Origin of the sequence: Microtetraspora malaysiensis (assembly GCF_050947145.1) — a bacterium.
GTDB classification, from domain to species: Bacteria; Actinomycetota; Actinomycetes; order Streptosporangiales; family Streptosporangiaceae; genus Microtetraspora_A; species Microtetraspora_A malaysiensis.
This window is the reverse complement of record NZ_CP191998.1, coordinates 738,397-763,273: the sequence shown is the minus strand read 5'-3', so window position 1 is coordinate 763,273 and position 24,877 is coordinate 738,397. Positions and strand designations below refer to the sequence as shown.

The following is a 24,877-nucleotide window of genomic DNA, read 5'->3' as shown; positions in this document are numbered from 1 at the left end:
ACGGCTCTCCGGGACGACCGGAGGCCCGCCACATCAACCGAACACACCCAACGAATGGAGTAATCGATGCGGAAGTCCATCACCGTTCTCACCACGCTGTTCCTCCTGCTCGCGATGACCGCGACCGCCTCGGCGAGCGGCAACGGCTGGCGCTCGGACAGCCCGGAAGGCTCGGTCAAGGTCAGCTCAGATCGCAAGCACATCACCGTCTGCGACCTACAGGACGACACCACCGAGGTATGGGCGGAATACGCAACATCGTTCCTGCTCATGCACACGGTCAAGGCCGAGAAGGCCGGCGGCTTCGAGTGCGGCGAGGACACCGTCTTCTTCGGTTACATCACCGTCTTCAAGCTCTGCTTCCGGTACAACCACGCCGCCAAGCAGTGCAACCGGTCCGTATGGATCAAGTGATAGCGATCCGCCGAGGCGGGCGGGTTCTCCCACTCGGCCCGTACCGCTCGCGGTAGCTTGGGAGTGCCCTTCTCCGCCCTTTCTTTCGTCAGCAAGGTTGGAAACAGGGTCAGGAGCCGGCTCCTCCGGGGGTCGGCTCCTCTTCATTCAAGAATGCCTGGAGCAGCGTGTATCCAGCTGACGCTTCCGTCGGCCGGATGCCGACCCGGAACATCTCCGGCTCCTCGAAGACCGGCTCCCCACTCGGCCGACGCGCGTAGGCAACCCGCCCGTAATCCACGCCCTCATCCTGGTCGAAGCTCATCCAGGTGATGGCCTCCTGCTCGCCCTCACGCAGCGGATGGCTCGATACCGCGCGTACGGACACCGTGCGCGGCGGGGTAAACACCCACACCTGGGGGACGGCGATGACCCAGCGGACGGCACCGACCTGCCGTGCCTTGTCAGCGGCTCTCTTCTCGAAGGCCACGGCCGACGCGTCGTCGCGAAGGTAGTCGTAATCACTCAGCACCAGCTTCCGCCGCCCTTCGACGGCGACGATCGCGGGACAATCACGGGCGACGATGCTCTTCTCCAGCCGCTCGACCACCTCGAAGAGCAAGTCCGCCGTCTCAGCATTCATCTCGCCCTCCCAACGCTCGGTCTCCGCGGCTATCCAGCCGTCAACCAGTATCGGAGGGAGGCACTGCCGACCTTGACGACACACGGGTCCGACGGAGCCTGCGGCCAAATCTGCAACAGGTAATTCGGCTTTTCTGGAATCACTTGGGGAACCCCAGCGGACCGCTTCAAGATCACCCGCACTGTGGGTCGGGCAAGATCGGTCACGGCCTGTCTACGGTCTCGGCGGGTACGGACCGGAACATGATCACGGAGGGTGCGTGGTGTAAGCGCGTTCATGATCGCAACGCGTCGGAACCTCGACGGCGGTCCCGTTTTTGAAACCGCCAGCGGCGCGCGGGGCTCTCGGCGGTGTCGCTGCGCCGTCGTACCGTGGAGGCGCACGTCTGCCCGCGTCTCGTCTGGAGGTCTCCGTGGTCCGCTATGCACCGCTGGGGGCCGGCGCGTCGGCGCATGCTCGCTACCGCCAAGAGTGGGCAGTCGGCCGCGCCCGTCGTCTCCTCGTCCGCGTCGCCCTGGCGCTCGCCGCCGCCGTGCTCCTGGCCGTGCTCGTCGACTGGCGCGCGGGCCTGGTGGCCGCTGCGCTCGTCGCCCTGGTGGACACCGTCTATCGCTGGCGCGGCCACGCGGCCGTCCGGACCTGGCGTCGCGGCGCGCTCGGCGAACGTCGCACCGCGCGCCGCCTGCGGCTGCTGGCCTCGCTCGGGTACACCGTGCTCCACGATCGCCGCCTGCCCCACGGCCGCGCGAACGTCGACCACCTCGTCATCGGCGGAACTGGCGTGTTCGTGATCGACAGCAAGCAATGGCAGGGCGACCGCCCGGCCCGAACCGGTCAGGGGCGGCGCGTGCAGCGCGGCCGAGTCTTCACCCCCGACGACGCCAAAGCCGTGCAGTATGAGGCTGAGGTCGTCTCTCGCGCCCTGAGCGCCGTCTGTGGCTCACGGGTAGAGGCTGTGCCGGTGCTGGCCATACACGGCCCGTACGTGCCCCGGAGAGGGATCAGCGTCGCGGGCGCGCACATCCTCCGGCCCTCGCTCCTCGTCACCTGGGTCCTGCGGTACCGGCGCGTGGGCGCTGATGGCCTCGACCCTGCCACCGTCTCTCGCCTCCAGGCCGCGGCCGCCGCCGCGTTCCCCCCGTACGTCCAGAACTGACCAGGTGCCGGCTACTCGCTCGTCGCGCTGGCTGAGGCCGTGACGATCGCCAGTGGTGGTCGGTCGCCGCACGGGGTCGGGGCGATCGGCGCCCGCGGCCTCCTTCGTCGGCCTCGGCCAACGGTCTACACCTCGTCGGCCGCGTCGCCGGGCAGCTCCTCGACGGCCCGCGTGACGAACGTCCCTCTGCCCTGCACCGACTCCACAAGCCCCGCCTCGCGAAGGATCCGCACCGCCTTACGAACGCTGTCACGGCCCAAGCCGCACGTGTGCGCCAGGGCGGACTCAGTCGGCACCCGCCGCCCCGCTGCCAGCTCTCCGCGCTCGATCTGCCCGCGCAGGATCTCGGCAAGCTGCCGATAGACCGGCATCGCGCCGTCGTGATCGATGCTCATGAGCGAGCACCGTAGACATGCGCCATCGTGCGTCTTTGCCCGCCCATGTCCGCAAACAACTGCAGACAATCGCCAACAAGCGGCCTACGGTGAGCCGCCATGAGACGACTCCCCGGTGACCTCGACGACGCGCTGTCGGAGGCCGAGACCGCGTACCTCCTGGCCCTCACTCCCACGGTCGGACAGATGGTCGTGCAGCTCCAAGACGAGCTCGCCCTCCTCAACATCCCGACCTGGCTCGCGCCCACCTTTAGCCCGGATGAGGGCGTGGTGTCGATCTGGTACGGCCTGGTGGCCCGAGTCGGCCCTCCGCTTGGGTCGCCGCCACCAGACGCAAAGTAGCTGCGAGTAACCGGGCGTTCCCGGACAGCTTGTTAGCGGAGCAACCCGCCACATCTCCCCCGCAGGGAGCAGGACGAGCCCCAGGCCTCGTTGGTGAGCTACTCCAGCGGCCCGAACTTCATGTCCGAGACATCGATGGCCATCCCCCGCACCTGCTGCTCAGTTATCCCGCGCACACCCCTCAAGTCGGCGCCGCGCAGGGCCGCGCCGCGCAGGTCCGCGCGGGTCAGGTCCGCGCCGCGCAGGACCGCGCCGGTCAGGTCCGCGCCGTGCAGGAACGCGCCGGTCAGGTCCGCGCCGGTCAGCTTCGCGCCGCGCAGGTTCGCGTCGCGGATCAGGAACGCGCTGGTCAGCTTCGCGCGGGTCAGGTCCGCGCCGGTCAGCTTCGCGTCGAGCAGGACCGCGCCGCGCAGGTCCGCGTTGATCAGCTTCGCGCCGGTCAGGTCCGCGCCGGTCAGGTCCGCGTGGGCCAGGTCCGCGCTGGCCAGTGTCGCGCCGCGCAGGTCCGCGCCGCGCAGATTCGCGCCGGTCAGCTTCGCGCCGATCAGGTCCGCTTTGGGAAAGCGGCTGAAGGAGAAGTCTGCGCGGTCAGTAACGTCGCCGCTTTCATCGAATGCGGCCAGAGTGGGAGCAATGGTCAACGCCGCGACTACATCGGCAGGGAGACGCACGTAGGAGCCGTTATCTTCCCCGGCGTCACTGCATCGCTCGGGCGGGGTTTTCTCGCCGGGTTGAAGAGCGCACCCGTCGTGGTTGCGGACGAACCCCGACAACACATTGCGGATGGTGTCCTGGTCCCGGGGTGAGTCACTGGCCAGGCGCTGCAGGGCGTAGATGCCGCCCAGTCGCACGTCGGACTTGGTGGAACCGAGCTGTTCGACGGCTTTCGTGTACCGGTCGGTGATCTGCCCCTGCTGGGTGGTGTTCAGCGTTTGAGCGGTGTACCAGAGTCCCAGTGCCGTGAATACGACACCGCCGATTACGACTAGCCCGGTCACTGCCTGGACGAGCGTGTGACGCGCGGAGTTGACTGCCTCCACCCGTTCGGCCGCGGTCATCTCTGTGCGTTCGACGTCCGTGAGCGGGGCGCGTTCGCCGGCGAGGTATCGGGCGGCCGGCCCGATGAGGGCCGCGAGCGCGAGGCAGACCGCCAGCGTAAGCGCGACGCCCGCTAGGACCCAGCGCTCCCAGGTTGGTCCTGTCCACATGATCGCGGCCCAGGCGCAGGCGGCGATCAATGCCAGGAGCGGGACCAGCCAGCGCCCGCGCCGCCACCACCTGTGGCGTGGCGGTGCGGGCGGTGGGGGGTTGTCCGACGGCTGTGCTGGGGCTGGTTCTGCCTCCACTGGTGGCGGTGGGTGCGGTGTCCGCCCCCTGGTTGAGGAAGCTAGGGCGGCTCCGGCTGCGGCCGATGTGAGGAGCGCGGCCAGCGTGAGGGCTGCGCGGAAAAGCAGGGGTTTACCAGCCATGCTGATGATTGCACCAGGTCTGATGGCCCAGTGGAACAGGAGATGATCAACCCTCGCGACCATACGGCGTGACACTGATTACTCAGCGCTACTTTGCGGCTGGTGGCAGCGACCCGAGCGGAGGGCCGAGTCGATGGGACTCTGATCTGGTGGTACCGGCCCCAGCCGAGCAACCAGGGAAACCCGCTCTGCACGTACGCCTCGGCCGCGCGCACTGCCGCGCCGAGGCTGGCCATCCGTCCGAGGTGTCCATGTCATCGGCATCGTCCATCCCCCGAGCGTGATATCTCAGGCGATACCACCCCGGGCCAGCGGCCAGCGGTGGAATTTCGTGAATGTCTCCTCCACCCCACTCCCACAGCGAGACCTCTCCTGAAAGAGACTCGAAGCTGATCTCCACGATGTCCTCGTAGTCGTCCGAAGCCTGGCCCGGATCGTGGTCGGCGACCGCGACAGTGAGATCGACCGTCCCCGTGTGCAGACCGATGATCAGGAAAGCGGCTCCCTTCTCGACCCGGATGATCCCGACAGGATGCGTCGAGTGATCGTCCAGCATCTCGGGCATGTCGAGGTCGTCGTCCTGACCAACGAGGTATGCCTGCCCGTAGTGCACCCACAGTTCGATCTGGACGATATCGATGGACCCCGTTGCGTCGCTCATGATCGGCGAGCGTAGACCGCCCCACTGACACTCCCGATGATCATGTTGCTGAACGTCCTCCCTCCACCAAAAGAGCGTTCAGTTGCCCCCGGCGGATGAGTGCACTACGCCGGTCGCCGGGCACGCCCGCCTACATCGGCGGGCGTGCCCAGGAGCATGCTTCGCCGTCCGGCGAAGCCCACCTTGCAGCCTTTCAGGTGCGCTACCCGCTGCCTTCACTCGGGCGCAAGAGGATGCGCCAGACCACTCGAACGAGTTTCTGATCCGGGACACAGGCGTCGCGCTTGGGGTCACCCGTGTCCGTTACCACCCGCCCCGGCAGCTGCAGGCAACGTGGCCACGGCCACTGAAGGATTGATGCCTATTTCGGTCATGAACCGATCCATTTAAGGACATTACTTATGATTCGCCGATTTCGGATTTATTCGATTTGCCGGTAAAGATGACTAGGGTGAAGATAGGTGTCTACAGGGCGGGGAGCGGTCGTGGAGCAGAAACCCCCTGGAACGGGGCCCTTGTCGCCGGATTACAGCGGCATTGATCCCGAGCTGATGAGCGCGTTCATCACCTCTCTTACTCATGGGCGCGATGTCATCGAAGAAGAGACGGAAGCGATCCGCCGCTTGTTGCTCAGCGTCAACATGCCGACCCTGGATCTGCAGCAATTCGGTCCCATCTTGGGATGGATCGAAACGGAGTTGCCGAAGCTCCGTAGACGCAATCAGACGATCCAGTCCTCAAACAATATTCAGTGGATACCAGGCGTCCCGACTGGCCTAGTCCCTATCAACGAAAAGGCGCTGCTGTCCCAAGCTGATGCACAACGGCAGGGAAAGGCGCTGGCGGAACGCTTCGCCAACACCTTCGCCGGCGATTGGGGGTGGCCCGGCGGCAAATACAACGACGGCGAGCTCGCCGATCTGGTGGCGGAGTTGGCCGCGCATCGAAATGATGCGGATTTCACCGCTGCCTTCTTCGCCGCACTCGGTGCCGAGAAGACTCTTGCGATCCCCGCCAAGCTCAGGTCGGGCATGAAAGATCCCAAGGACGCGATCGACACGGTGAGCCATGCTTTCGGCACAGCGGTCCGGCACGGAGCCCACGTGCCAGGCTTCGCCGAAGTCCGATACGAGATAGTGACCGGGAAGAATCCCGGGCTTCTATTCCAAACACAGAGCTTCCACACCGGGCACGGCAGTGCTGCGGCGTCAGACTTCGCTGAACTCCGTGACAGTGGAGGAGTCGCTTCCGCGACGGGAAATCAAGCTCTAGGTGACTTACTCCGGGCTGGCGAATTTCCAGCCGCATGGCTCTCGGCAGTAGTGAGCCAGCATGCGCTGAGCAGCAAGAGCACAGTGAACGGCGAAGGCTTGGCCGGATACCTGTACGCCTTGGGCAACAATCCCAAAGCCGCGAGGATGGCCATCTCCACCGCGACCAAGGAGTACGGCTCTCTGTCCGAAGCACTCCGCAGGCTGAACGAGAGGGCGAAGGTCAACCAGTCTTACGACTGGCAGGCGGATCTGCAGGAGAAAGAGAATTCACGCGCCGATGCTTTCGGCCGGATGCTGGCCGCCGCGTCCGGCGCCTACGACGAGAAGGACGGGGCGCACTCCAAGGAGGCCGCCCAGCTCGCCTTCAATTTGATGACGACGCTCCCCTCTCTGAAGATCGCTGACCCTACCCGGGTGCATCTGGCCGAGATCGCCGGTTCGTATGCCACAGAGATCGTCGAAGGCGCGAATCTGGGCGACGCCAATCGAACCCAGGACAGCGCGTTCGGGAACGTCAAAACCATCATCGTTGGCCTGAAACCGACATTCCGCCTCAGCCCGAAAGACACCTATGAGTTCGTCAAAACGTTTGCGGACTCTCAGGAGAACATCAAACCATTCGAAGAAGGAATGGGAAACCTCGCCGGCAAGCTCATAAACATGGCCGCCGCCAAGGACCATGGGAAGGGTGCCGATAATCTCGAACGCACGATGAGAGCGATGGGGTACGTCGCAGGTCTGCAGTTCGCAGTCGAGAGCGAAGTTCAGGGAAAGCTCGACGCAATAGACCAGCAGCGGATAAAAGCGGACCTGTTCGCGGCGGGTCTATCTCTTGGTGTCGGAGGCCTTGCCGTACCGACTATGGGAGGGCAGGTGCTGTGGCTGGGCCTCTCCACCGTTGCCCCGCTGGCCTTGGAATCCGCACTGGCGATCGACAAGACACGCCTGGAAGCCCTGGATGACAAAGCACGTTCGGCTTCCCTGTCTCTTGAAGGCTGGATGGTGAACACGCTTATGGTCCACAGCTTCAAGGCTAAGATCCCACTTACCGATGCACGCTTCTCCCATCCTCCCATCACCGACAGCAAGGGAAATCTCCTACCGTTCGAAGATATAGCGAAAGATAGAGGCGCCCTGAAGAACTTCAACAACTGGCTGATAGCCAACGGGTCTGGTGGAACGGACAAGAAGGAGCTCGGCGAAGCCCACGAGTGGCTCAAGGTGGTCTTCGACGGAGGCCGGAGTAACGCACTGAAGAAGAAGCCATCACCGTACAGCTGAACTTATTAAGCTCAACTCAAAGGTAAGCACTCCGTCTCGCCTCGCGCTACCATCTTCCCCTTAGCAGGAGAGGAAAGATTGACCCGTGTGTGGTATTTGGCACTGACGGCCTCTTCCTCAGTAAGACGACCGGAGGAATCGACAAGGTCATAGTCGGCCACATGACTTAGCGCGCCGACGAGGGCGACTGTGATGATCTCTGGATCGCCAGATCCAACTTTTGCCCGCGCTTCGGCGGCGTAGGTACGCTTGTACTTTCCGCTACCGCAGGGGATGTCCTTCCCCCCGGGATCCGTGGTCTTTATGTCTACGGCCAACGCGTTCTTCAGAGTCTGGTCGATGTGACTCTTGAGCACGTCGCCAGCCTGAGCTGCGGTCGGCTGGGGCGGGGCATTATCTCCACATCCGGACAGCACAAATACAGCGACCACGCCAATCGAGATGCCCTGCCAGCCACGATGCGCCATTCCGCCCTCCGGAAATCCGGCCAACACGTCAGGACCATACTGTCCGAGTAACCGGCGTATCGTACGTCTGTTCCGCAGAAACAAAAAGAGAAGAAGCCGCCTGCATATCCGTGATGTCCGAGCTACCGAAGACGTTGAGCAGGCCATTCACATATTGAGCGTCCGGGAGAGGGCACGCGCTCGTCCTTCCTGTGCATGAACGTGCTCGGCCCCTGGCTGCCCCACCTGCCCATGAGCACCAGCTGGTGTCTCGATGGCTCATCGCTCCGCGTGAAGGAACCGCGCCAGGCGTGTGACGAGATCGTGGTCGGCTCCGTCGATCTCGATACGGCAGGTGGACGCCTCACCGGACGCGGTCAGCACGTATGCGGCTGTGCCGACGTACCAGCGAGCGGCCAGCCGCTGCCCTTCGTCCACGACGTGCGCGGCGGGGATGAGGCGGCGCAGGCGGCCGGCGAATCGGGCCCGCTGAGCATCCGCCACCGCAGCCTCGGTCATGCGCTCGCGCACGATGGCCAGGTCCCGTTCGTACGCGGGGAGCAGCCGACGCCTGATGTCCGCGGCGATCCGTTCCGGGTCTCGCGCGACAGCGACGGTGATCTCGTGGCGGGGCAGGCCGTATCCGGCGTCTCCGTCCGGGTATCCCGCGATGATCTTCACGCGTTCCGGGCGCTTCCACACCCGATGGACGACCAGGCATGCGCCATCCGGACGGACCAGATACACCGGCCGATCTTCAGCGATCTCGGCGGTGAAGCCGTCCAGCACGAGCGCGAGCTTGGTCGCGAACTCCTCGATCTCCTGCCTGTTCACCGTGCACGTCCTTTCTTCGAATCGGTGTCTGTCGGGAGAGCGGCGCCGCGCGGCGGGCGGCCAGGAAGGGAAGCGGCCTCGTTCCCGCGTTGGGCACCCGCGGCACGCAGGTCCCCGGCCTGCCGAATGCGCAGGCCGGGGAGGTCCTGAAAAGCGAAAACCCCTCGCCGTCAGAGGCGAAGGGCAGGGTCAGTTCCTGTTTCCGGCGATCAGGAGAAGCGCTCATGGATGGCGTAGGCGAGGCGTTCAGTCAACTCGCGATCGGCCATCCTGATCTCGATCGAGGTGCTGGCGCCATCGCCGTACACCGCGAAGGAGCCGGAGACCGTGCCGCGCCGCCATCGCACGAAGGTCTCCCGCTGTTTCTCGTTGGCCATCGCCCCAGGGAGCAGGGTTTGCAGGGTCTCGACGAGATCAGCCCGCACGATGTTCTCGGCCGTCCGACCGCGCAGCCGTTCCCGACAGGCGGCCAGATCCCGCAGGTAGCCGGGGAGCAGCCGACGGGCGACCTTTCGTGCGACGTGCTCGGCGCCTCGGCTCGCTGTCACGGTGATCTGATGCCGTCGCAGGTCCGGGAACAGGGCACCGCTTCCGTCCGGGTAGACGCCGAGCACGATGACGCGTCCCTCCTGTCTCCACAGCGGGTAGACGACGAGCCGGGCTTCGTCCGGGCCGATCAGGTAGGCGGGATGGCCAGGCCTGATCAGCGGGTGGAACCCCTCCATGTGCTCGGCGACCTTGGTAACCAGATCGTCGATGTAGGCAGTCTCCACGGCGAAGCCTCCTCTTTGGGATGTCACTTGTCTTACGCGGGTCGCGCCGGATCGGAGAGGAACCGGTAGATGTCGCGGCCGGGAGTGCCGCATTCGGCGCAGCGGCAGCCGTGCCGGTGGACCTCGGTGGCGTGGAAGGTTTGAAGCGGGCTCTCCTGCGGGACCGGGTGTTGTGGCGCATCAAGGTCCATCCGGACGCGCCCGTCGCGGGTGATCTCAGCGATGGTGCCCGAGGAGTAGAAGGGTGACGGGTAGGGGTCGGTCCACCACGGGCGTACCAGGATGCGGAGGAAGGGCCGGACTGTACACGGTCACCGATCCTCACCGTTCATCGCCCTTCCACAGGTCCAGAACGCCGGCAGTGTCCTCGGCGGTTGGTTGGTTGGTTGGTTGGTTGGCGCCGCGTAGGTCGGCTTCGATGTGTAGGAAGTGACGCCGATCAGTGCGGCTGACCGCGTGAGCGCGCGTCTCATCCGGGCTCACCATCCCTCGGGGAGGGTCGGGCGCGCGCCCTGCGGGTATCGCCGTGCCTGCGCCTCGATCTCCCCGGCCATGTCCGCGCAATTCACTTCCGAGGTGATCGACGGAGGAAGCCCATGGTCCAGGGCCATGCTGATCAGGTGCGCGAGCCGGTAGCCCGGATCGATCGACAACGCCCGCTCGATCGCGACGCGCGCCAGCGAACCATCCCCGGACCCGAATGAGGTGAACGCCAGCAGCGAGAGCGGGGCAGCGGCGAACTCCGGCGGCACCCTGCGCGCGATCTGGCCCCACAACCGGACGTGCGTCTCCTGGTCGTACCTTCCGATGAAGGTCATCGCGGCGTCGCGAACGAAGATGGCGGTCAGGCGGACGCCGAGCCAGGCGACGTCATCGGCGTCCAGTTCTTGCTCCGCCTGGGCGCATTCCAGGGCGGCGGCGATCAGGTCGGCGCCCTCGTGGTACCAGTCGTGATCGGCATCCAGCAGGCTTCGGACGCGGGCACAGGCGGCGCGGGTCGCAGCGTTCACCCGGTCCCGGTCCGGCCCCTCGACGGGAGCCAGTGTGTCGGCCAGCGCGGCGCGGTCCGGGCGTGCCACGAACCCGGCGAACACTGCGGTTGCAACTGCCGCGCTTGCGGTCGGCTCGTACGGGACGCCCTCAGACGGGCAGCACCCCGCCTCCGTGCACGTGTAGGACCAGTAGCGGCCCTCGTCTGCGCGCGACGCGTCCACGATCTCGATCCCGGCTGCCTTCAACGCGTCGGTGACGGCGTCGATGGTGGGCGTGACCTGGGCGCCGGTGCCGTATCCGATCAGCATCACCTGCCGTGCCATGTTGCGGGTGAGGATGCCGGTCAGGTGCCGTGCCAGGCGCGCCGCGTCGGCCTGGTCGGAGGGCAGGTCGAAGCGCACCGTTCCGCCGACAGTGCGGTTTTCGGTGTCGAGCACGGTCGCCACGAGGCTCGATTCCGGGTGGAAGCCGAGCAGGTAGGGCACCACGGCGATGAGATCGGCGGGTGAGGACAGCCGTATGGTCGGGATGGTGGTCATGAGGAACCTCCAGACATGACGAAGCCCTCGGCGGGACGCCGAGGGCCGGTAAGGGCAGGACAGGAGGGGATTTCAGCAGCGCTCGACCCGCACCCCGCCACGCGGGCCGAGGAAGATCCGCCGGTCGGGGTGGTCGAGAGCATCGCGAGAGCCGTACAGGCTGATCTCGCAGTCATCGCCCACGCAGGGCGTGAGCACCTCGGCAGGATCCCGGTCGATGAACGCGAAGCGGGAACGCCGCCAGTAGCCGTGCCGGTGCCGATCGGCCAGCTTGGCCCGGGCATCGGCCAGGGAGGAGAACTCCTCCAGGTCACCGGGTTCCGGCGGACTGTATCCATTGCCGCCGTGCCAGAGCCCGAACCAGACCGCCATGATCTCTCCTTCCGATGAGCCGGTCAGGGAGCGCGCCGCGCAGCCGGGAGCGGAGCCGCGCGGCGCGCCGCCTCACCGGCCTAGGAAAGGGGGTTCGGTTTCAGCGGGACGGGCAGCCGGGCGAGACGTGGTCATCGCTGCCGCAGTAGCCGCACCATCCGTCCATGGCGTACACCGACAGTTCCTCGGCGTACTCATCACGCCAGACCAGCTGTGCTGGCGTGTAGTCGGCGAAGTATTCGGCGTCGGTGTCGCCCTCTCCTACGGTGAGGAAGCACAGCACCGTACGTGCCGCGCCGACCAATTCACCGGTGGTCAGGTCCGTGCCAACGGACGAGCAGACGTCGGACGCGGCGAAGATCGTTCGACCGGATCGGGACAGCCGGTACCGCCAGCGGATCCGGCCCTCATCGGTCCGTCCGGCGGCTTCCAGCTCCAGCAGGTGATCGGTGTCGATCGGCCAGGCGGGCATCAGCCGGGAGCTGATGATCCATCCGGCAGGCAGAGCGAGGGCATGCGTCATCGCCATGGCGACTCCAAAGGTGTGAGTGAGATGGGACGGTCGGCGTTACCAGGCGCGGCGCTCCAGATGATGCGATCGCACGGTGGTACTGGTCGCGTGGATCTCGCAGTCGCGGAAGTCCAGCGCGTCGACGAAGCAGCGGGAACAGCGGACCAACCGCATGCTCGCGCCGGATGACCGGTTGGTGTGCGTGGCGTCGATCCACAGAAGCGTCTGACACAGGCAGCCGAGACAGGTGATCATCTCAGCGTCCTTGGGCATCGGCGTGAGCGTGGCCGTCACCCCGTACTCGGATTCCCCGGACGGGTCAGCAGCCGGAATCAACGACGTGGTGTCCGCCCGCACCGCACCGATCGCGATCACTCGCATCACCCGGCCACCGGTGAACACGGTCAGGTCTCCCACGGTCCATTTCGGACCGGCGGCAGGATTCACCTCCACAGAAACGCTCCTCTCACAGCGGGTTGTCCGTCCGGGACTGCCTGCTGGTACTGCCCGAACGGGATCGCGGACGCGCACGAGATCTCAGCGCGCGGGAACACTTCGCTCAGGGCAGCCAGACGGCCTGAACGCTGGCCTGGAATCCACCCACGGGCGGAGGCAGCGGCACCGAGCGATAATCGGTATCGATACGCGCTTCCGCGCGCAGAAAGCCGCGAAAGCGTTCGCGCACAGGCTGAAACGTTAGCGACGCTTCAGCGAAGCGAACCGATCTCATTTAAATACGGTGGCCGGAACGGCCGAACCGTCCGCACTCGGCGACATTTTCCTTCGTTTCGAGACACCGGCGAACAGTCGCCGTTCCGGCCACTTTAGCTGTTCACGGCGTAAGCGATCTAGGCCAGATAGCAGCAGGTGAAAGCGTTGCAGCACCGTTCGCATCGGTCGCGTACCGGCGAATTTCACTCTCGTATAAATACGGGCCGTGCGGCCGTCCAACCGTCCGGAGACTTTCGAGATTCCTCCCCGCCGGATTTCCGCAAGAGCAGGAAACGCCACCATAGGAAAGGAGCATAGAGAAAGGGCCCCAGAGCAGCCCCTGGAACCCTTTCTCGCGACCTTTCGTCAGTCGCCCACGATTTCGGCGCTGCTGTGAGCCATCGCGCTTCTGGCGTCGTCAAGGCACTCCGACAGTTCCCGCCACTCCGCCCGCGCCGCGTCGCGCACCCGGATCACGTTGCGGCGGGAGCCGTACGCTCCGCCGTGAACCTCCTGAGCGACGGACGCGAGGATGCCCGCACGACCGAGATCATCGGCCTGAGATGCCATCTGGTAGACCCGTGCCAGAGTCGGGAAGTCCCGACCGTCGCCGAATGCCTGGCGGAAGATGGCGGCGCCGTTCTGTGCCACGCAAAACGCCACGGCTGCGCCTGTGACGTGCTCAGCGCACGGAACGCCGCGCATGACCTGAGCGCCAGGCACGGCGTCGATCTCTTCCGGCGGGACATCGACCCGGTAGCCGTTCCGCGCCGCCGCGTCCCGCACCGCCCACCGCCGCAGGGTCGTGCGCGTAATGATCATCTCGCCGCCATCGCGCCGGACGTAGACCCACGCGGGTTCGGCGGCCGTGTTCTCGAATGCCGTCCGGCACGATGTGATGATGTCCCGCAGACGCTGGGCGAACAGAAGGACGGCGTCCTGTGTGACGTCGTCCGACACGTCGTCCGTTCCGTACGGCGCGTGCCCCTGTTTGACGACGGTCGCGCTCCCGTCCATTCGCTTACGGGACCGCGTCGCGTCGACCGTACGGCAATAGCCGCGCGCCAGCTTCTGAATCTCCGTCCAGTCGTCCCCAGTCACGCGCGCCATGTCTTCCGGCGTGAGGTTTACGCCAGGGACATTCGCCGGTACGGACTTGCCGATGGCTCCCTTTGACATATTGCTCCGATCTCCCGAGGTTGCACGACGCGCAACCCCCTTTCTTCCGTCAACTCAATTGAATCGCGAAAGGCGGATCGCCGCAATTAGATTCAAGCAAAGAATGATACATTTCCCCAGGTCGGAAGCTTGACGGAACGGCGAAACCGGGACCCGAGAATGCCGAACCGAATAATGCCGATTCCATTCGAAGGTGGCACGGGAGATTTCAAAACGAGAAAATGAATGAGATTTGCAGTCGACAATAAATCACAGGATCCGCGCCGCCCCTTTTAGAGTGCGGTACTCCCGCAGGCCAGTCGGGGTTCACCGCGGAGGGCCATGCCCCCGCTCACCTGGCTATACGCGCCCGCCGGGCCTTCCCACTTAAAGCACGTCGACGCACGCGCCGGCGCACAGGCAGGTGCCTGAGCACGCTGCGAGCGGCCCTCGCAGGGCTACCGCGCCTCACCGAGGAGGATGCGCTGCCAGAGCTGCTCCACTTCCACCGCTCGCAGCCACTCGGTCTCACGCACGACGACACCTTTCTCCCCCCGTACGGAACGCCTTATGAATCGCAATCCGCCAGCCTGGCACAGCTCATAGATGGTCGCCCTGCACTCGCACGTGTGGAGGCGGACCCTGACTCTGTTCGCCCGTTGGGCTGGAACCATCCATGCCAATTTCTCGTGCACCTTCTGAAGAGGCGCCACATGAATGCCATGAAACTGCGCGAGCAAGTCCATATTGTCCTCCACAAGCTCGCCGATATTCCGTCACAGCAAGTAGAGGCCTTCAGCCGGCAGGTGGTCAGGATGACATCAAGGGACAGGAGCGGACACGAACGCACTTGTGTGCCGGTCCTCCTCAATGGGATGGTGTCGCCCATGACCAAGAGAATCGAGACCTTTTTCCAGCGGTGAACGTGGCCGACGAGCGCTGGGCGCTCGACCACCGACCCTCCCTGTTCGATCACGCCTCCCGGCTCCACGTGCCGACGCCCGACCTGCCGCCTCCCGACAGTGGCTGCCTCTGTCCCGACGGGGACGACGAGCCTGATGAGTGGCGACCCGCCTCCACGTCCTTCTCGCTCAAGAACCTCCTCACCGCGCTGGAAGCGTTCTGCACCAACCCAGACCGCTCCCTCGCCGCGCTCCACGACGGCATCCGCAACCTGAGAGCACCCCTGTGGGTGCTCGATCATCTGAAACCGGACGACCTGTCCTGGCTTTCCCACGATCTCGCCCGCGAGACGGGAACCTGGCTGACGCGCCACGGCACCCACCACCTCCCCACCAGAGTGGGCCTGCACCTGCTGGCCGGCAGAGCCACTCCGCAGGACGCCGAGCTCATCCGGACCCTCGGCCTGCTGCCCTGCCTCGGCCCCACGGCGGTGAACGTCCTGGAGACGATCCCCCGAGTGACGGCCGACCTGATCTGGCTGGCCGATCGGGCATCACCCCTTACCCACACCCGGGCCATAGCGGCGATGTGCCGCATCGGTGACCCGATCGCCACCGACTGGCTGCTCCGCCACGCCACTGACCGCCATGATCCGACGGGAAGCGACGCCATACAGATCGCCGAGGCGGTGTCCTTGGCGGACGTCCTGAAGTTGGCCGCCGCGCTCGACAGCGAGACCATCCTCACCGCCGCCCGGCTTCTTCAGGGGCTGTGCTCCCCCGACGGCTACCCGGCCCGGCCAGACGAATACCCCGACGCGTGCCAGGCGATCTCGGCTTTCTCGGTACACGCCGCCGAGGCAAGGCCGGAGCTCGACCTGCTCGCCGCACTCGTCACCCTCGCCGAGGAACTGCGTTCCGGCCCCGCCGCCCTCCTCCCCTGGCCAGCCGGAGAGCCCGCAGCCACACTCGCCCAGCTGGACCATGAGATCGCCTCCCCGCGCTGGGCGCCGGTGCTGTCGGAAGTGCGGCGTTCCACCGATCGGATGACCCGCTGGCGGGCAGGCTGGGCGAGCCGCGCCATCGCCAGGCCGTTCCCTGACTCGGCCTGGCAGGGCGAGGGAGCGCACGACCGGCTGGCCATCCGTGTCGCCGTCCTCGATCCCGTCCGGTCCGCTCCGGTCGAGACCCGGCTGCTGGTGAACGACCGGCCGGTGATCGCGGACGCGTTCCGCAAAGGCCGGCCGTACCAGCCGGAGGACCTGATCAGCACTCTGGAGGCCACCGACCGGCCGCACGAGGTACGGCTGGCCGAGGCGTACTGCACTGAGGGCTGCTGCGGAGCCCTCTACGTCACCATCGTGCGTGACGGCGACACCGTCGTCTGGCGCGACTGGCGCGATCCCGACGGAACGGTCACGCTGCCCCCGTTCCACTTCCAGGCGGAGCAGTACGCCGCGGCGATCGCTCAGGCCGGACGCGACCACGGGTGGGAGTGGCCTGCCCGCAGCCTGGCCCGCGAGTTCGACCGGCGGCTACGTGACGACCCGGAACCGCTCGCGGCCTGGCAGTGTGATCTCGTTCGCGTGTCCGCGCACAACGAGGAGCAGGACAGGATCAGACTGTTCTTCTGGTATCCACGCCACCCTTCATCGCGGGATGGCGACGATCCGTGGCTCCAGTTCGAATGGGTCATCCCGATCGACGACACCGACCTCGACGCCCAGGTCGCTCACCTGACCGACCGACTCCGCCGCACCGATCCCAAAACCCATGCCAGGGTCGTCGGCGGCTCGCGAGAGTACGCCGAACGCCTCGGCTTCCCCTGGCCGTACTGACCAGTCGATCGCTGGGTCCGGTCCGGCTCTCATCAGACGAACCGGACCCCGCTGCCCCTACTCCGCAGGATCCTGCGATCGGCCGTTGCGGCGCATGGCGCGGCGTTGCTGGGCGTACAGCGCGGCCGATACCAGTGCCCCGATAAGAAGGATGACGACGGCGAGCGCGTACACAGGCAGGTAGCGGGTGTCGAACATCGACCAACTGCTGTCGACTTCACGCGCGTTGATGCCGAGAAACGCGAGGATCAGGCCGACAGGCACAGCGACCGTGGACACGAAACCAATGGCTACAGTCCAGCGCAGCCGCCGGTCTTCGTCCGCGCGGCGTTCCTGGCTTTCGATCGCGGTCAGCTCGGCGGCGGTGGCCCGCTCAAGCCGGCGCAGCATCCGGGCCACCGTCTCGGCCTTGGCCACCAACCCCATCGCCTCGTACAAGGCGTCGTGGTAGCCGACCACGCGCAGCGAGGGTACAAGCAGGCCGAGGTCCGCCGTCGCTTCGACGCTGTAGCTCAGGTCCAGCTCCATGTTTCCGAGCTTGCCGCTCAGGCTCTCCAGGGTCTTGCGCCGCATCTGTGTGCCCTGGTGCGTCCGATCGCCGGCGCGGAACGTGGACACCGCGGAGTAGGCCGCCGCCCGGATCTCGCGTAATCGTGCCGCGCTGGCCACGCCCTGGACCGCGGACAGGAAGACGGTGTTCTCCACGTAATCCTGCTGGCCGCCCAAGACGCTGACGTACGGTCCCACCGCGGCCACCGCTTCCGGTCTCCGGTTCAGCTCCACCGGATAGGTGATCGCGCTGAACTCCTTCCGGTACGGCAAGTCGCTGCGGTAGATGACCCGCTGGACGATGTCGTCATATTTGGCGGCGGACATTTTCGGTCCGAAGGCGATCTGGTGCCGCTCGGGCAGGAACGCGCCCTCCATGCCGAGTGCTTCGGCGGCCAGCGTCGTGACGCTCTGGTCTCCGACTTTCACATCGAGGTAGTAGCAGTCCTCCAGCAGGTCGATCGTGTGTGCCAGCTCGCAGCTCACATCGAGGCTGAGCACTGCGACGATCTGCCTGGACGGGACCACCAGCAGCCATAACCGGGCACCGGTCAGCACTCGGAGACGATCCCAGCGTCGGAAAGCGATCTGGTCGTGATCGAGATCGATCCGCTGGATCACCTTCGGCAACTGTGCGGCTGACCCGTTGAAGTACTCCTCCAGCCGACCGAGCCGCAGGTACTCCCCTGGCAGCGCGTGATCGGCGTCCTCGGGGAGGTGCCAGGGCGTGGCGTAGATGTTGGTCAGCCGTATGCACTCGCGCTGCGCGGGCGGGTCGAAGAGTCGTTTGCTGTTGGCTTGCCGCTTAGAACGGATGCCAGACAACGTCGCGGTCTCCCTCGCGGAGGGACCTGACCCGATGCGCGAACTCCTCGGCGATGCGGGGATCCTCGCCGACGTTCTGCATGAGCCAGGTCGTCATGGTCAGTTCACGAACGTCCCGTAGAACCGTGTAGCCCTGCCAGCGCCGCACGTCAAACCCATAGGCATTACAGAACGCCCGATACTGCTCCTCCGGCAGGCCGAAACGCTGCCTGGAGATCGATGTGGGCATGAGGTCCCACTCCCGCGGCCCACGCGCGACAACCTCGAAGTCCAGCATCACCACCTGCCCGTCGGCCCGCAGCAGGTTCCCCGTGTGCGCGTCACCGTGAATCGGCCCGTATGGCAGGGCGAATTCCAGTTCGGCATACCGCTTGACCAGCTCCCGGCACCGCGCTCGCAGAAAGTCCAAATCCTCATCCCGTACGGCTCGCGCCGCGTCCAGTCGCGGCTCCACCTGGTAGAGCGGGTCGAACTCCGGCAGCTCACAAGGCGGATCACCTGCATCGTGGAACCGGCGAAGCAACTCGGCGAGATCGGCAGGCCCAGGTGACGGCTCGTCCGGCGTGATGGCTTTCCAGAAGGAGACGGGATAGCCGTCGACGGCGATCGGCTGCGTGATCTCGGTGCACGCCTTGGCTGCGGGAACGCCGGACGCCTCCAGCCAGGAGGCGACGCATAGCTCTTTCTCCACAACCGGCAGCCGCTCCTGACCGCGCGCGATTCGCACGACGACGGGATCGGGCACGAGCTTGTAGATGGCGTTCTCGCCAAGCCGCAGCAGTTCAGCGCCTTCCGGATCCAGCCCCGCCGTACGGCACGCGGATCTCATGACATCGGTGAGCACGCCCAAGCTGAAGTCAGCCGCCATGAGATCACCCTCACCCGCAGCTGGATAACCGTCAAACTCAGCGTTGGGCTTCCCCTCGGGGCGCAGGGAAACCTCTTACCTGAACCCCGAAACCAGCTGCCATGATCGTCGTCCAACGACAGGCAGGAACACTTCCCCGCTGACATGGCCCGTCCGGTGACAGGATCGATATAGCCGCATCGCCTACTGACCTGCACACGGTCCTTCGCCATCTGCCCCACCCGCGCACCCTCGCCGTGAGCGGCCCGGCGGCCAGGCGAGCCACGGCCAAGATCGACTGCTCCCCGAATTTGTCGCCCCAACCTGATAGGACGGAGCTTTCCCCAGCCGAGGATGTCCACTGTGATGGCATATGACGAGGATCTTGAGGCGCTCAATGCCGAGACGCCGGCCGACCTGCGTGACCCGGGTGAGGTGTTCATCCCCGCCGACAGTGTTTACCGCTGGGACGCGGTGGGCGCCCACCGCGAGACCTACGCCGGGCTGCCCGTCGCCGAACCCGACGTGATCGACCACCATCACAACCCCGACCCCGCGCGCTTCGCCTGGTCGCTGTCCGACGGCGATCTTCTCCCTGAGCTGAGGGATCTGCTCCGCAGGGTCGACGGCTCTCAGATCCAGGCCCTCGTGGTGACCGGGAGCGATGCGCACAAGGCGCCCGAGGTACTCGCCGCCCACGCCCACCGGCTGCCCCGGCTGCGCTCGCTCTTCCTCGGTTTCATCGAACCGGAGTACTGCGAGATCTCCTGGATCCGGCAAGGCGACATCACCCCAGTTCTGGAGGCCTTTCCCAGGCTGGAGCGGCTCGACGTACGCGGGAGCGAGGGCCTGCTGCTACGCCCCGTACGCCACGAGCACCTCACCGTCCTCCGGTTCGAGACCGGCGGCCTGCCCGGCCACGTCGTCCGCGCCCTCTCGGCGTGCGAGCTGCCCGCGCTGGAGCACGTGGAGCTGTGGCTCGGCGTCGCCAATTACGGCGGTGACGCCACCGTGGGCGACCTGGAGGGAATCCTGTCGGGGGCGGGTCTGCCCGCGCTGCGGCGGCTCGGGCTGCGCGACAGCGAGATCCAGGACGACATGGCCGCCGCCGTGGCCACGGCACCGGTCGTCGCCCGTCTGGAGGCGCTCAGCCTCAGCATGGGCATGCTGTCCGACACCGGCGCCGAAGCGCTACTCGACGGTCAGCCCCTCACCCACCTGCGCCATCTCGACCTGCACCACCACTTCCTCAGCGAAGGCATGGCGGCGCGGATCCGGAGCGCCCTGCCCGGCGTAGACGTCGATCTCTCCGAACCTCAGCCGCGGGACGAGCGCTACGTCGCCGTCTCGGAGTGAGACCTCGCGCCCTGGAGCATGACACGGCAGGCAGGTTGGCACCTGTCCAGCACATCGTTGATCTTGCTTCCTATCCCTGACGAGCTGGGCTGCGAGCGAGGGAAGCGAGCAGTTCCTGGGTTTCCGGCATCGGTTCGACCTGGAGGCTCTGCATGTGCGCACGCAGGAGTCGCCCAGTCTGTCGCGCTTGGTCGGCACGGCCGAGCCGTACCTGGAGGCGGATGAGGCGGCACCAGGTGTCCTCGGTGTCCGGGTCGAGACGGCGGGCCTGGTCGAGGAGTTCCAGAGCCCGTTCAGCGTCGTCCCCTTCAACCACTTCGGCGAGCTGCGTGAGCGCGTCGACCTGCGCCACGATCAGTGGATAGCGCTCGTCGAGGACCCACTCCTCGCTGATCCCCGCACCGATCTCGCCACCGCACAAATCTGCTGCGCGTGTCAGGCAGGCGGTCCGGGCAGTCCGGTCCCCGGCCGTACGCGCCTGCTTGACGGCGGCGTGGAAGTCCCAGAGGTCGAAGCCGATCACCTTCAGATCAACTCGGTAGGTCTCGTCGTCACCGAGCTGGATGAACGGCTCACCGGACAGCCCGGTCGATTCCTCCAGGGCGTGCCGGAGGTGCCGCAGGAGGCTGTGGAACTCGTGCCCGAGCGGCTTGCCCGGCCACAGCGCCTCGCAGATGGCCTCCTTGGTCGCCCCCTGTGGATGCAACGCGAGGTAGACCAGCAACCACAGCTTGAGCCCCCGGATCCGCAGCGGGTGCTCCTGCTCCTTCACCCAAACGGCTGGTTTCCCGAGGACCCGCACCCACACGGGAGTGGGATGCTCCCAGCTCGAAGGCTCTGCTTCTTCCACCAAAGGCTGGCTGTCCTCACCCTGTACCCGGGCGAGCAGCCGGAGCGCAGCCGCGAGGTCCCCCCGCGTCACATGGAACAGCCCGGCCCGAACAAGTCGCGGCGCGAGCGGGCCTTCGGCGGAGCTGACGCGGTGGTCATCCCCGACATGGCAGGTCGTGCCAGGAGGCCACTCTCCAAGCATGAGCGCGCCAATCCCACACCCGCCCCCCGAGGCCAGCACCACACCGGCCCGCGAGCCGACATCCACCGTCGCCGACGCGACGAGAACCACCGCCGGCAGTACGTCCCCGGGGTCACGTTCGCGCAGCGCACCCACGTCGTCGGCCTCCCGCTCAGCCAGTAGCCGACGGCGAGTGAACCTGACTTCCTCCAGCCGGTCAACCGCCTCGTCTCTCGAAGCGGTGACCGTCAATCCCGGTACGGCCCCCAACTCCTCCACGCCGATGCCGGTCAGCAGGAGCACATCTTGCCTGCTCATGATTAGTTCAGTCCGGAGATTGCCGGCCTGCTGGAGCAGATCCAGAACGAACGCGCGGACGGCATCATCCGCGCCCGGCCCCGTCATCCCAAGGCTGAGCCCTGCCAGCGCGACGTCCACCGTCGCCCCGTGCTCTCCCGTCCCGAGCGTGACCGCTCCTGGGATCTCCAAAGCGGACGCGCTCTTCCTGATCAGCTCCGCATCCGACGGCGGCTCCGCGCCGCGCTCCCGAAAGCTCTGGCGGTACGCCCTCCGCATCGCCTCGACCGCTAGCGCGGGCGGTTCCTCCGGAACGTTCTCGGCAGCCTCCTCGATGGACGGCGAGACGCGACGGCGACGGCGCTGGAAGCGTGCCAGCGCGTAGGCGGCGGCCACGCCCGCGGCGACCGACATCGCGACCACGCTCCCGGAGGGGAGCTCAATCCCCACGCCTGTGCCCTCCTCAGAGAGCGCGCCTGACGACGGCATCGGTTTCGGCTGCGGAGTCTCGACTGGACGCGTCGTCGCGCGCTTTTCCCGAGGAAGGTCGCCGGAACCTCGGCGGAGCAGCGGAAGGCGAAGCCGCCAGCCGGGCCGGATGAGATCAGGGTTGGTGAAGACCTGTCCGTCTGCCTGGAGGTGGCCGGTGTTGAGTTTCCAGATCTTCATCCATTGCAGCGGATCGCCGAGCCTGCGTCTGGCGATCGTCCAGAGGCTGTCGCCTTGCTTGACCACATGGACAGGCCGATCGGCCAGCGCGGTCAGGGCCACCGGTGAGCTGATCCGGATCGTCTCCGGATCGCTTGCGGCCTCGTATTTCATGGCCACAGGAACGACCTGCGGTCGGGCCGGAATGCTGCTCGAACCGACGTCGATTGGCAGGACCGCTATGGCGAGCGAACCGATCAGTCCGGCCGCGACAGTCTGGAGCGGCCCGAGCAGCGGCACGTGGACCTGTACGCCGCGGACCGCCGCCCAGATCTCCACGACCAGCGCGATCGTGAAAGCCGCCCACAGCAGCCAGAGCGGACATGCCAGGACCTTGAGCAGCACCTCGTCCGGGATCGAGCTCATCAGAGCCTGGCGCACGGCCTCCCAGGTCGGAGCCTTGCGCGGGAACGGCCAACCGGCGAAGCGTACGAGCATGGCCGGCACCCCGGCCTCGACCAGCGCCAGCAGGACCGCGACCACGAGCCCGCGGACCAAACGGCCAAGCACGGCGAAAGCCTTCGTCATCTGATCACCCCGGTTGTCCCTCGCCGCGCCGCCGCGCTCGCCCTGCCCGAGACGCGAATCGAGCCCAAGCCAACGAGGCCGAGGATCTGCGTGGGCTGGACGGCGTGGACGACGATCGTGACTGTCTGGCCGGACACCTCAACCGTCGCCGTGTCCGGCGTAGCGGAGATGTAGGCCAATGCCGCCGTGCGAGCGCGACCGGCGTCCAGCCGCATCTCGGCGTTGCGTCGGTAGGCGGCCAGGTCGATCTGCTGCGCTCCCGCACGTGCGGCTTCCTGCGCCTCGTTGAGGGCACGGACCCGGGCTCCGAGCGCGAGCCCGCCGTCGACCACGATCCCGGCCAGAACGAACAGCGCCCCGAGGATCGCCACCACGAAGCCGCTCACTGCGATCTCCAATAGTCGACGGGGACAACGAAGGTCGAGGTCAACGACGTACTCCCCGGGATGTGCACCATCGCGACGTCCGACAACCTCGCGCGGCAAGTGACCGTCACGGTGACGTTCCCGCCCGGCTGGAAGGAACCGAGCCCCACACTGACGTTCCGGCTCGCGCAGGCCGCTCGGTTCGCCCCCAGCGCGCTCTCCACTGCGGATCGGGCTGCGGCGTCGGCCGCGCTCGGCGTCCGCGCGATGGAAGCGGCGCGGGCTGCCTGATGAGCCGCGTCGTTGACCTCCAGCCGGGCGGCCACGAGTCGCCCCGTTGCGACGGCGAACAGCGCCACCAGCATCAGCAACGGCGTCAGCAGCACCAGCTCGGCGGTAGCCGACCCCTTGTCGGTGCGGGTTGATAGAGATGGGCGATGCGCATCTCCCGGCTTCCCCTGGACGGCCAGCTCGCCGCCATGACATCGGTCCTGCAGACCAACCGCGCCCTGATGCACGTCCTGGAAGGCGCCCGATCGATGGATCTGCCCGGCTGGTACGTCGCAGCCGGCGCCATCGCGCAAACCGTGTGGAACAGCGTCACCGGGCGGCATCCCGAGTACGGGATCAAGGACTACGACCTGATCTACTTCGACCCCGTCGATCTGTCGTGGGAGGCAGAGGATGAGGTCATACGGAAGGGGCGGGAGATCTTCGGCGCGCTTCCCGTCGAGATCCGCAACCAGGCCCGCGTGCACCTGTGGTATGAGGACAGGTTCGGAACGCCCTGCCCTCCTTATGACTCCACCGAGGCTGGCATCGACTCCTTTCCTTGCGCCACCTGCCACCTCGGCGTACGGCTGACGCCTATCGACACCTGGCAGATCTACGCCCCGCGCGGCCTGTCCGACGTGTTCGACCTCGTGCTGCGCCCCAACCCAGTGCTCGCTCCACGGGAGGTCTACGACGCCAAGGTCACCCGCTGGGCCAAGGACTGGCCCGAGCTCACCGCTTTCCCCTGGCCCGGCATCGGTACGTGAACGCGGCGCTCTCCGCATGTGCGACCCGACTGTGCATGCCGGGCTCGCAGCAAGGGCCCATGGGGCCTGGCCAATCCTGGTCATCGGTCGCCTCCGGTGTCCGGGCGGAACCGCTCGACCGGCCCGTACGCGACCGAGCTGACCGGGAGCTTCACGAACGGCACGACCGACTGGGCGACCCCGCTGATCTCCACCCGTGCGGCGTCGGCCGTCACAGACACCGAGACACGTGGCGAGCGCAGCACCGACCCCCCGAGCAGCGACAGCAGCGACGACGCCTTGGCTCGCCCGGCCTCCGTACCCGCCTCCTCGGCACGCGCGGCGGCCAGAGCCTCCGCGGCGGTCACCTCGGCCACGTGCACGGCGTGCTGCCAGACGCCGAACTGCACGACGAGCAGGATCAGCACCATGACGAACGGAAAGATCACCGCGAGTTCCGTCGTCGCCGCTCCCCGATCTCTCATTTGAGATCGAGCGAGTCGACCTTGTTCATCACCTTCGACATCAGCACGGCACCGACGGCAACCGCGATGGCCACGAGGATGGCGACGATGACGGCGGTCTCGGTGGTGAAGCTGCCCGCATCCGGACGCCTCTCCGCCGCTTCGCGGCATCGCCTGAGGCGCTCCCGGTACGCCTCGAAGGTGATCAAGAGATAA

General features: G+C 66.5%; 27 protein-coding genes. 7 read left to right on the top strand and 20 right to left on the bottom strand.

Translation table 11 applies throughout. The features are described 5' to 3' along the window. Positions 1-66 precede the first annotated feature (66 nt). Positions 67-414 (top strand): hypothetical protein, encoded by a 348-nt coding sequence (locus ACQP1V_RS03765; RefSeq protein ID WP_433418817.1) that lies wholly within the window; start codon positions 67-69, stop codon positions 412-414. 109 nt (positions 415-523) lie between these two features. On the opposite strand, the gene ACQP1V_RS03760 is transcribed toward ACQP1V_RS03765, so the two are convergent. Further along, a complete protein-coding gene (locus ACQP1V_RS03760; RefSeq protein WP_433418815.1) occupies positions 524-1,036 on the bottom strand; it encodes a hypothetical protein in 513 nt (170 codons plus the stop codon). 412 nt (positions 1,037-1,448) lie between these two features. On the opposite strand from ACQP1V_RS03760, the gene ACQP1V_RS03755 reads away from it, so the two are divergent. Next, positions 1,449-2,192 carry a nuclease-related domain-containing protein gene (locus ACQP1V_RS03755; RefSeq protein WP_433418814.1) on the top strand — a complete coding sequence of 248 codons (744 nt, stop codon included), beginning with the start codon at positions 1,449-1,451 and terminating at the stop codon, positions 2,190-2,192. Positions 2,193-2,317: 125 nt separating this feature from the next. Here the strand turns inward: ACQP1V_RS03755 and ACQP1V_RS03750 are convergent, their stop codons facing one another. Continuing rightward, entirely contained in the window at positions 2,318-2,587 is a 270-nt protein-coding gene (locus ACQP1V_RS03750; protein ID WP_433418812.1) for a GntR family transcriptional regulator, read from the bottom strand. Positions 2,588-2,686: 99 nt separating this feature from the next. Between ACQP1V_RS03750 and ACQP1V_RS03745 the strand changes: the two genes are divergently transcribed. Then, the gene (locus ACQP1V_RS03745; protein ID WP_433418810.1) at positions 2,687-2,929 is read left to right on the top strand and encodes a hypothetical protein; all 243 of its coding nucleotides are present in this window, start codon (positions 2,687-2,689) and stop codon (positions 2,927-2,929) included. A gap of 98 nt (positions 2,930-3,027) precedes the next feature. On the opposite strand, the gene ACQP1V_RS03740 is transcribed toward ACQP1V_RS03745, so the two are convergent. Further along, positions 3,028-4,167: a pentapeptide repeat-containing protein gene (locus tag ACQP1V_RS03740; RefSeq protein WP_433418808.1), complete on the bottom strand. Its 1,140-nt coding sequence runs from the start codon at positions 4,165-4,167 to the stop codon at positions 3,028-3,030. A gap of 319 nt (positions 4,168-4,486) precedes the next feature. Beyond that, complete coding sequence (locus ACQP1V_RS03735) at positions 4,487-5,059, bottom strand: hypothetical protein (protein ID WP_433418807.1); 573 nt, start codon at positions 5,057-5,059, stop codon at positions 4,487-4,489. A gap of 485 nt (positions 5,060-5,544) precedes the next feature. On the opposite strand from ACQP1V_RS03735, the gene ACQP1V_RS03730 reads away from it, so the two are divergent. After that, positions 5,545-7,614 (top strand): DUF6571 family protein, encoded by a 2,070-nt coding sequence (locus ACQP1V_RS03730; protein ID WP_433418805.1) that lies wholly within the window; start codon positions 5,545-5,547, stop codon positions 7,612-7,614. A gap of 11 nt (positions 7,615-7,625) precedes the next feature. Here ACQP1V_RS03730 and ACQP1V_RS03725 read toward each other — a convergent pair whose 3' ends face one another. The 9 genes from ACQP1V_RS03725 to ACQP1V_RS03685 form a co-directional block, all read right to left on the bottom strand. Further along, positions 7,626-8,108 carry a hypothetical protein gene (locus tag ACQP1V_RS03725; protein ID WP_433418803.1) on the bottom strand — a complete coding sequence of 161 codons (483 nt, stop codon included), beginning with the start codon at positions 8,106-8,108 and terminating at the stop codon, positions 7,626-7,628. 231 nt (positions 8,109-8,339) lie between these two features. Beyond that, complete coding sequence (locus ACQP1V_RS03720; RefSeq protein ID WP_433418802.1) at positions 8,340-8,894, bottom strand: hypothetical protein; 555 nt, start codon at positions 8,892-8,894, stop codon at positions 8,340-8,342. Positions 8,895-9,103: 209 nt separating this feature from the next. Continuing rightward, on the bottom strand, positions 9,104-9,667 hold the full coding sequence (locus ACQP1V_RS03715; RefSeq protein WP_433418800.1) for a hypothetical protein: 564 nt from the start codon (positions 9,665-9,667) through the stop codon (positions 9,104-9,106). 479 nt (positions 9,668-10,146) lie between these two features. Next, positions 10,147-11,199 carry a DUF4192 domain-containing protein gene (locus tag ACQP1V_RS03710; RefSeq protein ID WP_433418798.1) on the bottom strand — a complete coding sequence of 351 codons (1,053 nt, stop codon included), beginning with the start codon at positions 11,197-11,199 and terminating at the stop codon, positions 10,147-10,149. A gap of 72 nt (positions 11,200-11,271) precedes the next feature. Then, positions 11,272-11,571: a hypothetical protein gene (locus ACQP1V_RS03705; RefSeq protein WP_433418797.1), complete on the bottom strand. Its 300-nt coding sequence runs from the start codon at positions 11,569-11,571 to the stop codon at positions 11,272-11,274. A gap of 100 nt (positions 11,572-11,671) precedes the next feature. Further along, on the bottom strand, positions 11,672-12,100 hold the full coding sequence (locus tag ACQP1V_RS03700) for a hypothetical protein (protein WP_433418795.1): 429 nt from the start codon (positions 12,098-12,100) through the stop codon (positions 11,672-11,674). 39 nt (positions 12,101-12,139) lie between these two features. Continuing rightward, on the bottom strand, positions 12,140-12,535 hold the full coding sequence (locus ACQP1V_RS03695; RefSeq protein ID WP_433418793.1) for a hypothetical protein: 396 nt from the start codon (positions 12,533-12,535) through the stop codon (positions 12,140-12,142). Between the two features lie 106 nt (positions 12,536-12,641). Further along, positions 12,642-12,812, bottom strand: a complete 171-nt coding sequence (locus tag ACQP1V_RS03690) for a hypothetical protein (RefSeq protein WP_433418791.1) — start codon at positions 12,810-12,812, stop codon at positions 12,642-12,644. Between the two features lie 347 nt (positions 12,813-13,159). Further along, positions 13,160-13,972, bottom strand: coding sequence for a hypothetical protein (locus ACQP1V_RS03685; RefSeq protein ID WP_433418789.1), 813 nt, complete (start codon positions 13,970-13,972; stop codon positions 13,160-13,162). 898 nt (positions 13,973-14,870) lie between these two features. On the opposite strand from ACQP1V_RS03685, the gene ACQP1V_RS03680 reads away from it, so the two are divergent. Beyond that, positions 14,871-16,691: a hypothetical protein gene (locus ACQP1V_RS03680; RefSeq protein ID WP_433418787.1), complete on the top strand. Its 1,821-nt coding sequence runs from the start codon at positions 14,871-14,873 to the stop codon at positions 16,689-16,691. A 57-nt stretch (positions 16,692-16,748) separates the two neighbouring features. Here ACQP1V_RS03680 and ACQP1V_RS03675 read toward each other — a convergent pair whose 3' ends face one another. Together ACQP1V_RS03675 and ACQP1V_RS03670 are read right to left on the bottom strand one after the other, a co-directional pair. Further along, positions 16,749-18,065 (bottom strand): hypothetical protein, encoded by a 1,317-nt coding sequence (locus tag ACQP1V_RS03675; RefSeq protein ID WP_433418786.1) that lies wholly within the window; start codon positions 18,063-18,065, stop codon positions 16,749-16,751. Continuing rightward, on the bottom strand, positions 18,046-18,933 hold the full coding sequence (locus ACQP1V_RS03670) for a phosphotransferase enzyme family protein (RefSeq protein WP_433418785.1): 888 nt from the start codon (positions 18,931-18,933) through the stop codon (positions 18,046-18,048). The genes ACQP1V_RS03675 and ACQP1V_RS03670 overlap by 20 nt, the downstream gene beginning before the upstream one ends. Before the next feature lie 345 nt (positions 18,934-19,278). Here ACQP1V_RS03670 and ACQP1V_RS03665 point away from each other — a divergent pair, with 345 nt between their 5' ends. After that, positions 19,279-20,268, top strand: a complete 990-nt coding sequence (locus ACQP1V_RS03665) for an STM4015 family protein (protein ID WP_433418783.1) — start codon at positions 19,279-19,281, stop codon at positions 20,266-20,268. 70 nt (positions 20,269-20,338) lie between these two features. On the opposite strand, the gene ACQP1V_RS03660 is transcribed toward ACQP1V_RS03665, so the two are convergent. Genes ACQP1V_RS03660 through ACQP1V_RS03650 form a run of 3 tightly spaced genes read right to left on the bottom strand, consistent with a single transcriptional unit; the run spans position 20,339 to position 23,696 of the window. Beyond that, a complete protein-coding gene (locus tag ACQP1V_RS03660; protein ID WP_433418782.1) occupies positions 20,339-22,813 on the bottom strand; it encodes a BTAD domain-containing putative transcriptional regulator in 2,475 nt (824 codons plus the stop codon). Continuing rightward, entirely contained in the window at positions 22,810-23,199 is a 390-nt protein-coding gene (locus tag ACQP1V_RS03655) for a pilus assembly protein TadG-related protein (RefSeq protein ID WP_433418780.1), read from the bottom strand. The genes ACQP1V_RS03660 and ACQP1V_RS03655 overlap by 4 nt, the downstream gene beginning before the upstream one ends. Further along, the gene (locus ACQP1V_RS03650; protein ID WP_433418778.1) at positions 23,196-23,696 is read right to left on the bottom strand and encodes a TadE/TadG family type IV pilus assembly protein; all 501 of its coding nucleotides are present in this window, start codon (positions 23,694-23,696) and stop codon (positions 23,196-23,198) included. The genes ACQP1V_RS03655 and ACQP1V_RS03650 overlap by 4 nt, the downstream gene beginning before the upstream one ends. Here ACQP1V_RS03650 and ACQP1V_RS03645 point away from each other — a divergent pair. Beyond that, complete coding sequence (locus ACQP1V_RS03645; RefSeq protein WP_433418776.1) at positions 23,616-24,218, top strand: nucleotidyltransferase family protein; 603 nt, start codon at positions 23,616-23,618, stop codon at positions 24,216-24,218. The two genes, ACQP1V_RS03650 and ACQP1V_RS03645, sit on opposite strands and share 81 nt — an antisense overlap. 80 nt (positions 24,219-24,298) lie before the next feature. Here the strand turns inward: ACQP1V_RS03645 and ACQP1V_RS03640 are convergent, their stop codons facing one another. Further along, the gene (locus ACQP1V_RS03640) at positions 24,299-24,682 is read right to left on the bottom strand and encodes a TadE family protein (protein ID WP_433418775.1); all 384 of its coding nucleotides are present in this window, start codon (positions 24,680-24,682) and stop codon (positions 24,299-24,301) included. Continuing rightward, positions 24,679-24,870 carry a hypothetical protein gene (locus ACQP1V_RS03635; protein WP_433418773.1) on the bottom strand — a complete coding sequence of 64 codons (192 nt, stop codon included), beginning with the start codon at positions 24,868-24,870 and terminating at the stop codon, positions 24,679-24,681. Before ACQP1V_RS03635 ends, ACQP1V_RS03640 begins: the two co-directional genes overlap by 4 nt. Positions 24,871-24,877 lie beyond the last annotated feature (7 nt).